Genomic DNA, 12,844 nt, shown 5'->3' with positions numbered 1-12,844 from the left:
ATGAGTACTGTCTGTAGAACGAATAGAATAATTTGAAAAAATCCCCTTTTGCACCTATATGCAGAAGGGGATTTTAATATTTATGAGATTTAAAATTTACTTTTAGATAATGCTTTAAGTACGGGCTTTACAATTAAACCTATTAAACGAAAGCCTTTAAATATAGAGCGTACAACTTTCATGAAGATGCTCCCCTTAAATTAAAGGACATATCTTATTCCTTTATTTCTTTTATTGCGTTTAGTGAATCTTTAAAGTATGCCAAACCATCCATTACAGATTGTTCATACCCTTTAACTTTTTCTTTATCCCTTTCGTCTAAGCCTGAAAACATGCCGGCTACTGCCTTTTGATATATTGTTAAGGAATCTATCAGTCCGATTTGTAAATCTGTGTACTCCTTAGGTGGGTGAAGAGATTTTATCTTGTCAGCTTGTACTTGTACTTTATCATACTGCGCTTTTAATTCGTCTTTATTTGTCAATAGTGTTTTATCTTTTTCAATTATTGGTTTCGTTGCGCGTAATTCAGATTCAAACTTATTAGCAAGTTTATACACTGTCTCTTGATACTCTTTTATAGTACTGAATCTCGTATTGTCTTCTATCTTGTCTTCCTTTTTAATTACATCTTTCTCTTTACTTACTTCTTTTTTACTAGCTTCTTCATCTTGTATTTTCTTCTCTAACTCGTCTTTCTCTTTACTTATTTTTTCTTTACTAGCTTTTTCATCTTGTATCTTCTTTTCTAACTCGTCCTTTTCTTTATGTAGTTTATCTACTTCTTCATTTAACGATTTTATAACATCCTTATCAGATCTTGTTTCAGTTTTCTTTTCTGACTCTGCTACTTGTAAGTTATCAGTTTTCTTTTCTTTTTCTATGTCATTATTTGAACAACCTATTGCTGATAACATGATTGGAAGTGCTAAACATATTAGTTTCTTGTTTTTCATTTCTCCTACCCCTTTACTTCTTATTTTGTAGATTCCCTTTATACTCTATTGTTTACGTTTTTATACAGCTTACTTGCTTCTTTAGCGTTTCCTTGCTTTCATTACTACTTCACTTTCTAATTCCATCATTTCAAATGTATCACCGTTAAAGGATAATACCTTGAATTCCGCATATGGTGGTAAGTCTATACCTTCTTTCTCTGAGCCATGCTCTATAAACTTCTTATACTTGAAGGTAATTTCTTTCTTAATCCCGTCATACTTCCATTCACCTATCATATGAGTTTGATTACGCTCTTCCTTGTTTTCACTCTCATACATGAGGAAAGAACCATCTTTCTTTAAGTCAAAACCTAGATTAAATTCACCATTTCGATATGTACCCCAATCAGCTACTAACTCTTTACCGTTTGCAGAGATATTAACAGTCCCTTCATCAGAGTCTTTCTTTTCTTTCTGTTTCTTATCCATTGCTTTCTGTTTTGCCCCAGGATAATCTGTTTCAAAATCTTCGAATAAGGTTTCCAACAAACGAGGTCCGTAGTTTACATCGTTCATACCTTTTTCTAGTACTTCTTTTAGTCTTACAGTACCAATTCTACCGTCGCCGAATTTTCTAATATCTTCTTCTACTCTATTTAATCCTTCTCTACTCTTTGTTACAGCTTCTTTAATGAGGTACTCCTGCTGCTCTTCATACTTTTTCGGTGGATTCATGCTTTCTAAATCATCCAATACAAGTCTCGTATCCGTAATGGCATCTATTGTAGGCTTTGTAATTGATTCACCATCTTCCATCATTGATTTAGCCTTTGCTTTTATACTATCTATTTCTTGTTGTAAGTCTAAACGTAACTCAAATGCACGATTGACATATTCTTTTTCGGATAGTTTAGTTGTACTCTTTTCTTTCTTATCTATATTATCTGTAGGAAAACCTTCTGTATCGTCTTTATCAGAGGATTGTATGTCTGTATCTGTTTTCGTTTCTTTACTGTATGAGTCTAATTGTATGTCTTTTTTCGGTGTAGACTTCTTTTTTGTTTCTTCTTGCTTAGCCGTAATAGTTGCTAATGCACCTCTTAGTTGTTTTTTAATCTCTTCATCACTATAATGCATTCTTTTCATATCTTCTATCATTTTATCTGCTTTAAACTCTTTGTCTACCTGTTTAAACTCTGATTGAGTAAGTCCGTATGTTTCTGTTGTACAAGCTGATAATAACATGATAGGTAAAGCTAACGTTATAAGTCTTTTTGCTTTCATTATGAATCCCCCTTGATAACTAAAGCCTTCTTATTTCAATGTTTTTATTGCTTCTATAAACTTGTTTGAAGCCTCGTTCGTTAGGTTTAATCCTCTCATAAACTCTTCGCTTGCTATGTTGTCTATGCTAGTATATTGAATACTAATTGCATCTTGCATAGTCTTCATTGAGTCTAAAATAAGTTTATGAGTTTCTTCTTGTTTATAGGCTGGATCATGACTTGGTTTCAAGTTATCATACTTCTTTGTTACGTTTCTTAAGTATAATAGTGCGTTTTTATAACTATCTTTTGAAACACTTAAAGTGCTATCTTTAGTAACTATCGTAGACAGTTCATTCATGGCGCTTTCTAGTTCTTTGTTTAAGTCAAGTACAGAAGCTTTATAATCTACTGCTACTTGCATTTGGTTCCCCTTAACTGGAGTTTCCTTCGTTGAATCCTCTTTAATTGTAGTTTCTTTCGCTGTACTATCTTTAGGGTGGTCTTTAGACATATCACAACCTACCCCTAATAACATGATTGGAAGTGCTAAACATATTAGTTTCTTTGGTATCATTGTGTATACTCCTTTTTAAAATTATTGTAATTAATTAACATATGGAACCATATCATAAATTACATAAATAAGATATATAAATTTTTGTCTTTAAGAAAAATTTTTGAGTGTTTTACCGATATGAAAACGTGTATTACGGTTTAGAGAATCTCATATCATATGCTTTTTAAAAATTTCTCCCTTATCCCATCCTCAGTGTTTGGGATTTTTTATGCTTATAAAGGTTGAGGAACAAAATAGAAATTGACTACACAATTAATGTAATACCGTGAAATTTGTTTATTGTATTAATGAAGAGTTCGATATACATGCTTGGAAATGAAAATAAATTTACAGACTGTGAAATGAATATATAATAGAAGAAAAAAGAAATATTTCTATTGTCATTACCCTGTTGGCGTCAACCTCATGCGCCTAATGGCAACAAAAAACATCTACTTCGTCCCATTCGGTCAAGATGCACCAGAGAAAAAACCAAACTCAATGGTAGCTCGTATGGAGTTACTGGAAGATACAGTATTAGAAGCGCTGCAAGGGAAGCAATTGCAACCGGTGGTCGTAGAAAAATTCAGATATATGAATTAAAAAACGAAAAAAAACGGACAATTTTTGATGAAACCATCATTCTTACTGTAGAATATGATAAAATTAACGTTATTAAGATTAGAAGGGGTATTGTATACTCCTTCTGATTCTAAGTTATAGAAGGATTGGTATCTAGAAAGGGGCATAGTGATGGAAAAGCAAAAAACTTTTCATGTCGCTGTAGTTGGAGCAACCGGCGCAGTTGGTGAACAAATGTTAAATACTTTAGAGAAACGAGAATTTCCAATCGGGAAATTAACGTTACTTTCATCTAAACGATCTGCAGGTAAGAAACTTGTATTTAAAGGCGAAGAATTTACAGTTCAAGAGGCAACTCCTGAAAGCTTTGAAGGAGTAGATATCGCACTATTTAGTGCTGGTGGATCTGTATCGAAACAATTAGCGCCAGAAGCAGCAAAACGCGGTGCGATTGTTGTTGATAATACAAGTGCATTCCGTATGACAGAAAACGTGCCACTTGTTGTACCTGAAGTAAATGAAAACGACTTAAAAGAACATAATGGTATTATTGCAAATCCAAACTGTTCTACAATTCAAATGGTAGTAGCTCTTGAGCCAGTTCGTCAGCAATATGGTTTAAAACGAGTAATCGTTTCCACATATCAAGCTGTATCAGGTGCTGGTGCGGCAGCTATTGAAGAACTGCATGAACAATCACAAGCAATCTTAAATGGCGAAGAAGTTAAGGCAAATGTTCTTCCTGTATCAGGTGATAAGAAGCATTTCCCAATTGCTTTTAATGCGATTCCACAGATTGATAAATTCCAAGATAATGGATTTACGTTTGAAGAAATGAAAATGATTAACGAAACGAAAAAAATTATGCATATGCCTGAATTAGAAGTAGCGGCAACATGTGTACGTTTACCAGTTGTATCAGGACACTCTGAGTCTGTTTACATCGAAGTAGAAAAAGAAGGCGTAACAGTAGCAGAATTAAAGAGCTTACTTGCAAATGCGGAAGGTATTGTTCTGCAAGATAATCCAGAAGAGCAGTTATATCCAATGCCAGCTACTGCAGTAGGTAAAAACGAAGTATTCGTTGGAAGAATCCGTAAAGATTTAAATAACGATAAAGGATTCCATCTTTGGGTCGTATCTGATAACTTATTAAAAGGCGCTGCATGGAATTCTGTTCAAATTGCAGAGCGCTTAGTAAAATTACAATTAGTGTAAACGGCTAAGAGAAGGTGCAAAATATGAAAATAATTGTTCAAAAATTTGGTGGCACATCAGTACGTGATGATAATGGACGTAAGCATGCGCTTCATCATATAAAAAAATCATTAGCTGCTGGTTATAAAGTAGTTACTGTCGTATCTGCTATGGGCCGTAAAGGTGAACCATATGCAACGGATACGTTATTAAGTCTTGTAAATCAAGAGGAATCTACTATTTCTAAACGTGAGCAAGATTTATTATTATCGTGTGGAGAGTTAATCTCTGCAATTGTTTTCTCTAATATGTTGAATGAGAACGGTATAAAAGCAGCAGCATTAAATGGTGCACAAGCTGGTTTTGTAACGAATGATGACTTTACGAATGCAAAGATTATTGAAATGAATTGCGATCGTATACATGAAGAGTTAGAAAATGTAGATGTAATCGTTGTTACAGGATTCCAAGGGCAAACGAAAAAAGGTGATACGACAACACTTGGACGCGGAGGTAGTGATACTTCAGCTTCAGCATTAGGTGTTGCACTTCATGCTGAATACATCGATATATTCACTGATGTAGAAGGTGTTATGACTGCAGATCCTCGTATTGTAAAAGATGCACGTCATCTTCAAACTGTAACGTATAACGAAATTTGTAACATGGCTTATCAAGGTGCGAAAGTCGTTCATCCACGTGCAGTTGAAATTGCGATGCATGCAAAAGTGCCACTTCGTGTACGTTCTACGTATTCTGATAGTGAAGGTACGCTTATTTCAGCATATGACGGTGCTACAAGAGGTCGTGATGTAGAAGAACGTCCTGTTACGGGCATTGCTCACGTATCAAACGTAACGCAAATTAAAGTGCTTGCAAAAGAAACGGCATATGATTTGCAACAACATGTGTTTAAAGAGATGGCGAACGAAGGAATAAGTGTTGATTTAATTAATATTTCACCTACTGGCGTAGCATATACGGTGAGTGATAATGTATCAAGTCATGCAGTTAAATTATTACAGAACCTTGGATATGAGCCAATTGTGACAGAACACTGTGCAAAAGTATCTATCGTTGGGGCTGGAATGGCAGGATACCCAGGGGTTACTGCGAAAATCGTTACAGCTTTAGCGGAAAAAGGTATTCAAATCCTGCAATCGGCAGATAGTCATACAACAATTTGGGTTCTTGTAAAAGAGACTGATTTAGTGGAGGCTGTAAATGCATTACATAGTGCGTTTGAGCTTTCAAAAGAAAAGCAACTGGAACAATAAGGAGTGAGACCATGATAGATTTTGGGACAATTGCAACCGCGATGGTAACACCGTTTGATATAAACGGGAATATCGATTTTGCAAAGACAACGAAATTGGTAAATTATTTAATTGATAACGGTACAACAGCAATCGTGGTAGGAGGAACGACAGGAGAATCTCCTACATTAACTTCAGAAGAGAAAGTAGCGTTATATCGCCATGTCGTATCTGTTGTCGATAAAAGAGTGCCCGTAATCGCTGGAACAGGTAGCAATAATACGCATGCTTCTATTGACTTAACTAAAAAGGCAACAGAAGTTGGTGTGGATGCAGTAATGCTAGTAGCACCGTATTATAACAAACCGAGTCAAGAAGGAATGTATCAGCATTTTAAAGCAATTGCTGAAAGCACGCCGCTTCCGGTTATGCTATATAACGTTCCAGGACGATCTATTGTACAAATCTCCGTTGATACAGTTGTTCGTTTATCAGAAATAGAAAACATTGTTGCTATTAAAGATGCCGGCGGCGATGTGTTAACAATGACAGAAATCATTGAAAAAACAGCGGACGACTTTGCGGTATACAGCGGTGATGACGGTTTAACGTTACCAGCTATGGCAGTTGGAGCGAAAGGTATCGTTTCGGTAGCCTCTCATGTTATCGGAAACGAAATGCAAGAAATGATTACAGCATTTCAAGCAGGAGAATTTAAGAAGGCACAAAAATTACATCAATTACTTGTAAGAGTAACTGATTCATTATTTATGGCGCCAAGTCCAACTCCAGTAAAAACAGCGTTACAAATGGTTGGATTAGATGTAGGTTCTGTACGTTTACCACTTCTTCCATTAACAGAAGAAGAAAGAGTAACGTTACAATCTGTAATGCAATCTATCCCTCGTTAATAAAAAATGACCTAGTGTAGAACTAGGTCATTTTTTATTATATGCAAATCTTTTCCTCTTTTTCTCACTTATATGTGTTCTTATAAGAATATTAATCGCTTCTTCATTATGTGTATAAGAAAATAATTGTACCCCTTTAACTGAGTCAAAAAATGATAGATATTATGGCATAAACGTAATAAACTACGGTGTCTGTTTTTAGAGAAATCCCCTCAAATGTGACGTAATTCATAAAAAAACTCCATTTTGTAAGTGTTTTTGTTGGATTCTAGAAAAATAAATCTTGAAACTCCCTATTATGAAATGAATTTAGCGTATGTATGGCTAGTTTTTCAAAATAATATGGAGTATAAAATCGGAGTAAATATAAAGGAAATACGTTCGATACTTTTGTTGTCATTCCGTTCTTTTACTCTTTCTTTCGCACGATTTAACTTGTGTTCTATTTCTTGTATCAGGTATAATATGGCTAAGTAGCTTAGTACGGGTATGCTTAGCAAAATTGGGAAAAATTATAATTTAATTAAATTTTCATATCATATCGAATAAGATATTTGATTTATATAATGAAAGAGAGGTGAAACCTGGTTTAAAAAATAAACAAGGACATGATATCGCATAACGGTAAGGACATTCGTCTTGGACGGTGAAAATATGGTGGTTGTAGAGTTTCCCCTGGTGTCTCTGCAATTTTAGTGAAATCAATGTTTGCAAGATTTTTAAACCAGGCAACAACATGAAGAGAAAAGAGAATGAGTCTGTTAAAGTATTTGCTCTTGGTGGAGTAGGTGAAATCGGGAAAAACATGTACTGTGTTGAAATTGATTCTGAAATCTTTATCGTAGATGCAGGGTTAATGTTCCCGGGAGATGAAATGTTTGGAATTGATATCGTTATTCCTGATATTACATATTTAGTGGAAAATCAAGAGCGAGTAAAAGGTTTATTTATTACTCACGGTCATGAAGATCATATTGGTGGAATTGTGTATGTACTTCGTAAATTATCTATTCCAGTCTATGCAACGAAATTAACAGTAGGACTTATACAAGAAAAACTTGGTGAAGCGGGCATGTTAGGCCGTGTAGACCTAAAAACAATCGATTCAAATTCAACAGTAGAATTTAACACTACAACGGTGTCATTCTTCGGAACGACACATAGTATTCCGGATTCTGTTGGCGTTTGTTTCCATACATCAAAAGGTGCAGTCGTATATACGGGAGACTTTAAATTCGATCAAACTCCAATTGGAAATAGTGGAGCAGACCTTGGGAAAATGGCGCAAATCGGAAATGAAGGCGTACTTTGCTTATTATCTGATAGTACAAACGCAGAGCGCCCAGGCTATACAGGTTCAGAAAAAGAAGTTGGTGTAGAAATCTCTAAAGTGTTCTACAGCGCAGAAGGTCGTATTATCGTTGCTTCATTTGCATCGAATGTACATCGTATTCAACAAGTATTTGATGCAGCTGCTGAAACAGGGCGAAAAGTAGCGGTAGTAGGACGTAGTATGGTGAAAGTAGTAGACATTGCAAGACGTCTTGGTTATTTAGATGTTCCAGAAGGTATGGTTATTTCATTACAAGAAGTAGACAACTTTCCAGAGAAGAAGGTAGCTATTTTAACGACAGGTAGTCAAGGTGAACCGATGGCTGCTCTATCTAGAATGGCAAAACAAGCACATAAACAAATTTCAATTCGTAAAGGTGATACTGTTATCATTGCTGCTTCGCCAATTCCGGGTAATGAAATATCTGTATCAAAAATTATTGATTTGTTATTTAGAGCTGGAGCTGAAGTTGTTTATTACGGCGAACGAAAAGTTCACGTGTCAGGTCACGGTAGCCAAGAAGAGTTAAAATTAATGTTAAATTTAATGAAACCAAAGTACTTTGTACCCGTACATGGTGAGTTCCGTATGCAAAAAGCACATGCATATTTAGCTGAAGATGTAGGTATTACAAGAGAAAATATCTTTATCGTAGAAAAAGGCGATGTAATTGCTTTTGGTGACGATGAAGCGAACTTAGTCGGTAAAGTACAAGCTGGTAATGTTTTAATTGATGGATTAGGTGTAGGTGACGTTGGTAATATCGTTCTTCGAGATAGAAAGATGTTATCTCAAGATGGAATACTAGTAGTTGTTGTAACGCTTGGTAAAGATGAAAAGAAAATTATCTCTGGTCCAGAAATCATTTCACGTGGTTTCGTATATGTTCGTGAATCAGAAGCGTTAATTGAACGATCTACAGAGATTGTACGTATGATTGTTGAGCAGTCAATTAAAGAATATTCAATTGAATGGTCAATGTTAAAACAAAATATTCGTGAATTATTAGGACAGTTCTTGTACGAAGAGACAAAGAGAAAACCTATGATTTTACCGATTATTATGGAAGTATAAAAAGATCACCCTTATGGGTGATCTTTTTTCTTTTTAACCCTATCGAATGAAATTTATAACTTAAGAAATAATAGTTATATACGAGTGAAAGGGGATGCGAAATGACAGAACGTGATCGATATACAAATGAAGAAAAAGAAGCTGAGCCAAAAGAAGCTGGAAAAGAGGCTTCAATAGTTGAAAAAATTCAACAGCTTGGACAGACAAATGTACCACAGATGAATGAATCACGTATTCATTGTTTAACGATTATCGGACAAGTGGAAGGTCATGTTCAATTACCACCGCAAAATAAAACAACAAAATATGAGCATATCATTCCACAAATTGTTGCGATTGAACAAAATCCGAAAATTGAAGGTTTGCTTTTAATATTAAATACGGTTGGAGGTGACGTTGAAGCTGGGCTAGCAATTTCTGAAATGGTAGCTTCACTTTCAAAACCAACAGTATCTCTAGTTTTAGGTGGGGGACATTCCATCGGTGTACCGATTGCTGTTTCTACTGACTATTCGTTTATTGCGGAAACTGCGACGATGACAATTCATCCAATTCGTTTAACAGGTCTTGTCATAGGTGTGCCACAAACATTTGAGTATTTGGATAAGATGCAAGAAAGAGTCATTCGTTTTGTGACGAAGCACTCGAAAGTAACAGAAGATCGTTTTAAAGAGCTTATGTTTGCGAAAGGAAATTTAACGCGAGATATTGGGACGAATGTAATTGGTGGGGATGCAGTAAAGTACGGTCTTATAGATGATGTCGGCGGTATTGGAAATGCAATTCGAAAATTAAACGAATTAATAGATGTTCGTGCGGAAGATAGTACAGAAGGGACAATGCTACAATGATTTTATATACAATTATGCCAGAGCAACTTGTGTATCCGGCCGATTATTCACAATGTGAAAGTCAAAAAGTTGTAAATATAAATGGTGTGGAATTAATGGTTTCTGAAGAGGAACATGGATGTTATTCTATTGTACGTGTGCTAAGTACGGACCCACTTCACTATTTAGAGTTTGAGCCCGGTCAGAAAATAACCTTTTAGCAAAAAGAAGGATTTTGTTTAGAAGCTATGGTATAATATAAAAAACAAGACGGTTGAGCAGCCATGAGTAGGCTGCTTTCTTCTGTTTATTTAGCATTTTACAAGAAGTGTAAAAATAGAAGATATAAAGACCTGAAAAATAGAGAAAACAGACATATAAATAGAGCATTTTGAGGGGAGCTTTATTTATATGTAGAACGCGAGGTGAAGAAATGGCAAAACAAAAGCAAAGAGGGACGAAGGCAAAGGCAAGGCGTACGATAAAGCCAACTTTGTATTATGAAATTGTCGGTTTAACTCTTTTTGCACTTTCAATCATTACGATTTTACAGCTAGGCGTTGTAGGAAAATCGTTTGTGTTATTTTTTCGCTTCTTCTTTGGTGAGTGGTACATAATTGGTGTGTTAGGTGTAATAGCTTTATCGGTTTCCTTTGTTATAAAACGCGGATGGCCGAACCTTTTAAATAAACGATTAATTGGATTTTATTTAATTGTATTGGCGATATTAATGTTTAGTCATATTACATTATTTAACCTTCTTACAAAAGATGGAGCAGTGCAAAATACTTCTGTTATTGTGAGTACGAAAGATAACTTCTTTCTTGAAATGAAAAAGGGGCCAGATAGCGTTCATTTAGGTGGTGGTATGTTTGGTGCGCTTATGTTCGCAACATGTTACTTCTTATTTGACGAAGTAGGAGCTTATATCATTGGTATTATTCTAGTTATTCTCGGTATACTTTGTATAACAAATAAGCATATTGGAGAAGTGTTAGCGCCAGTTGGTAGAATTCTTAGAAGTCAATTTCAAGTGATGCAAGGGGATTATAAAGATTGGAGAGCTAAAAGAACGGCTGAACAAACAGAAAAGAAAAAAACAACAAGAAGCACAAGAAGCAAACGTGCTGCAGAACAAGAAGAAATTATTGAGCCGATGGAAGAAATTTCAATTGATCCTCCGATTATTTCGAATTTCACTGAGAATTATCCTGTAAATGAAGAAGAGGATAAACGAATCGAAGTAGAGGAAGAAGATTTGATCACTTCACCGTTTATTGAAGAGACTCCGCCAATTGAAGAACCAAAGAAAAAGCGTGGAGAAAAAATTGTTGAATCGTTAGAGAGTGAAGCGCAAGCACCTCCTATGCAATTTTCAAATGTAGAAAATAAAGATTACAAGCTTCCTTCACTTGATATATTAAAATTTCCAAAGAATAAGCAAGTTACAAATGAAAATGCGGAAATTTATGAGAATGCTCGTAAATTAGAACGTACATTCCAAAGTTTCGGAGTGAAAGCGAAAGTAACAAAAGTACATAGAGGTCCTGCAGTTACAAAATATGAAGTGTATCCTGATATGGGGGTAAAAGTAAGCAAAATTGTCAGTTTAAGTGATGATTTAGCCCTTGCTTTAGCTGCAAAGGACATTCGTATTGAAGCGCCAATTCCCGGGAAATCAGCTGTAGGGATCGAAGTTCCGAACTCAGAAGTTTCGATGGTAACACTGAGGGAAGTGCTTGATTCTAAGGCTAATAACCATCCGGAAGAGAAGTTGTTAATTGGTCTTGGCCGAGATATTACAGGTGAAGCTGTATTAGCCCGTCTAAATAAAATGCCCCATTTACTCGTAGCTGGTGCGACAGGTAGCGGGAAAAGTGTATGTATTAACGGTATTATTGTTAGTATTTTAATGCGTGCAAAACCACATGAAGTAAAATTAATGATGATTGACCCGAAAATGGTAGAGTTAAATGTATATAACGGTGTGCCTCATTTGTTAACGCCAGTTGTAACTGATCCGAAAAAAGCATCGCAAGCATTGAAAAAAGTTGTGAGTGAAATGGAACGTCGTTATGAATTGTTTGCTCATAGTGGTACACGTAACATTGAAGGATACAACGATTATATAAAAGAGCATAATAGTCAATCAGAAGCGAAACAACCCGAATTACCTTATATTGTAGTAATTGTGGACGAGTTAGCAGATTTAATGATGGTTGCTTCGTCTGATGTAGAGGATGCGATTATGCGTCTAGCGCAAATGGCTCGTGCTGCTGGTATTCATTTAATTATTGCAACGCAACGTCCGTCAGTTGATGTTATTACGGGTGTTATTAAAGCAAATATTCCATCACGTATTGCATTCGCTGTATCTTCTCAAACAGATTCTCGTACAATTCTTGACGGTGGTGGTGCAGAGAAGCTACTAGGTCGTGGAGACATGCTGTTTATACCAATTGGTGCATCGAAACCTGTACGTGTACAAGGCGCATTTTTATCAGATGATGAAGTTGAGAGAGTTGTAGAATATGTCATTGGACAGCAAAAAGCACAATATCAAGAAGATATGATTCCGCAAGATGTTCCTGATACGAAGCAGGAAGTAGAAGATGAATTATATGATGAAGCGGTTCAACTTGTAGTGGAAATGCAAACAGCATCTGTTTCTATGTTACAACGTAGGTTTAGAGTAGGTTATACGCGAGCTGCTCGCCTAATTGATGCAATGGAAATGAATGGTGTAGTAGGTCCGTATGAAGGTAGTAAACCGAGAGAAGTGCTCATTAATGATGTACAAGAAAAAAGTTCTTAAAAAAAGCCTAATTGTTTTTACAATTAGGCTTTTTTATATAGTGTTTTTGTTATATACTATACTCAGTAATAAAGAAAGGGCTTAC

At 35.6% G+C, this 12,844-nt stretch carries 10 protein-coding genes and 1 pseudogene; 8 read left to right on the top strand and 3 right to left on the bottom strand.

Annotation, left to right across the window (positions count from 1 at the left end; translation table 11 throughout):
• Positions 1-214 precede the first annotated feature (214 nt).
• The 3 genes from N2V80_RS18745 to N2V80_RS18735 all read right to left on the bottom strand — a co-directional run bounded on the left by N2V80_RS18745 (position 215) and on the right by N2V80_RS18735 (position 2,779).
• Complete coding sequence (locus N2V80_RS18745) at positions 215-955, bottom strand: DUF7018 domain-containing (lipo)protein (protein ID WP_061654837.1); 741 nt, start codon at positions 953-955, stop codon at positions 215-217.
• Between the two features lie 81 nt (positions 956-1,036).
• On the bottom strand, positions 1,037-2,221 hold the full coding sequence (locus N2V80_RS18740) for a DUF3994 domain-containing protein (RefSeq protein ID WP_061654838.1): 1,185 nt from the start codon (positions 2,219-2,221) through the stop codon (positions 1,037-1,039).
• A gap of 30 nt (positions 2,222-2,251) precedes the next feature.
• The gene (locus tag N2V80_RS18735; RefSeq protein WP_061654839.1) at positions 2,252-2,779 is read right to left on the bottom strand and encodes a hypothetical protein; all 528 of its coding nucleotides are present in this window, start codon (positions 2,777-2,779) and stop codon (positions 2,252-2,254) included.
• Positions 2,780-3,175: 396 nt separating this feature from the next.
• Between N2V80_RS18735 and spoVFB the strand changes: the two are divergent.
• From spoVFB to N2V80_RS18695, 8 genes and pseudogenes are all read left to right on the top strand, one after another.
• Positions 3,176-3,364 (top strand): annotated as a pseudogene (gene spoVFB, locus N2V80_RS18730) (dipicolinate synthase subunit B); the annotation flags it as partial.
• Between the two features lie 150 nt (positions 3,365-3,514).
• Positions 3,515-4,561 carry an aspartate-semialdehyde dehydrogenase gene (gene asd, locus N2V80_RS18725; protein ID WP_000414846.1) on the top strand — a complete coding sequence of 349 codons (1,047 nt, stop codon included), beginning with the start codon at positions 3,515-3,517 and terminating at the stop codon, positions 4,559-4,561.
• 23 nt (positions 4,562-4,584) lie between these two features.
• Positions 4,585-5,817 carry an aspartate kinase gene (gene dapG, locus N2V80_RS18720; protein ID WP_000692451.1) on the top strand — a complete coding sequence of 411 codons (1,233 nt, stop codon included), beginning with the start codon at positions 4,585-4,587 and terminating at the stop codon, positions 5,815-5,817.
• An 11-nt stretch (positions 5,818-5,828) separates the two neighbouring features.
• The gene (gene dapA, locus N2V80_RS18715) at positions 5,829-6,707 is read left to right on the top strand and encodes a 4-hydroxy-tetrahydrodipicolinate synthase (protein WP_000564763.1); all 879 of its coding nucleotides are present in this window, start codon (positions 5,829-5,831) and stop codon (positions 6,705-6,707) included.
• Positions 6,708-7,443: 736 nt separating this feature from the next.
• Entirely contained in the window at positions 7,444-9,114 is a 1,671-nt protein-coding gene (locus tag N2V80_RS18710) for a ribonuclease J (protein ID WP_000823098.1), read from the top strand.
• A gap of 101 nt (positions 9,115-9,215) precedes the next feature.
• Positions 9,216-9,965, top strand: coding sequence for a translocation-enhancing protein TepA (gene tepA / locus N2V80_RS18705; protein WP_000139806.1), 750 nt, complete (start codon positions 9,216-9,218; stop codon positions 9,963-9,965).
• Positions 9,962-10,165 (top strand): YlzJ-like family protein, encoded by a 204-nt coding sequence (locus N2V80_RS18700; RefSeq protein WP_000605020.1) that lies wholly within the window; start codon positions 9,962-9,964, stop codon positions 10,163-10,165. Before tepA ends, N2V80_RS18700 begins: the two co-directional genes overlap by 4 nt.
• 212 nt (positions 10,166-10,377) lie before the next feature.
• A complete protein-coding gene (locus N2V80_RS18695) occupies positions 10,378-12,759 on the top strand; it encodes a DNA translocase FtsK (RefSeq protein WP_001118776.1) in 2,382 nt (793 codons plus the stop codon).
• Positions 12,760-12,844: the final 85 nt, after the last annotated feature.

The sequence above is a fragment of the Bacillus sp. FSL W8-0640 genome (assembly GCF_038007725.1).
GTDB classification, from domain to species: domain Bacteria; phylum Bacillota; class Bacilli; order Bacillales; family Bacillaceae_G; genus Bacillus_A; species Bacillus_A cereus.
The sequence above is the reverse complement of the archived record's forward strand: the minus strand, read 5'-3'. Positions and strand labels throughout refer to the sequence as shown.

Coding starts and splice junctions, on each gene's coding strand:
- dapG (WP_000692451.1), top strand. CDS start 4,585: ATGAAAATAATTGTTCAAAAATTTGGTGGCACATCAGTACGTGATGAT.
- N2V80_RS18710 (WP_000823098.1), top strand. CDS start 7,444: ATGAAGAGAAAAGAGAATGAGTCTGTTAAAGTATTTGCTCTTGGTGGA.
- dapA (WP_000564763.1), top strand. CDS start 5,829: ATGATAGATTTTGGGACAATTGCAACCGCGATGGTAACACCGTTTGAT.
- N2V80_RS18695 (WP_001118776.1), top strand. CDS start 10,378: ATGGCAAAACAAAAGCAAAGAGGGACGAAGGCAAAGGCAAGGCGTACG.
- tepA (WP_000139806.1), top strand. CDS start 9,216: ATGACAGAACGTGATCGATATACAAATGAAGAAAAAGAAGCTGAGCCA.
- asd (WP_000414846.1), top strand. CDS start 3,515: ATGGAAAAGCAAAAAACTTTTCATGTCGCTGTAGTTGGAGCAACCGGC.
- N2V80_RS18735 (WP_061654839.1), bottom strand. CDS start 2,779: ATGATACCAAAGAAACTAATATGTTTAGCACTTCCAATCATGTTATTA.
- N2V80_RS18700 (WP_000605020.1), top strand. CDS start 9,962: ATGATTTTATATACAATTATGCCAGAGCAACTTGTGTATCCGGCCGAT.
- N2V80_RS18740 (WP_061654838.1), bottom strand. CDS start 2,221: ATGAAAGCAAAAAGACTTATAACGTTAGCTTTACCTATCATGTTATTA.
- N2V80_RS18745 (WP_061654837.1), bottom strand. CDS start 955: ATGAAAAACAAGAAACTAATATGTTTAGCACTTCCAATCATGTTATCA.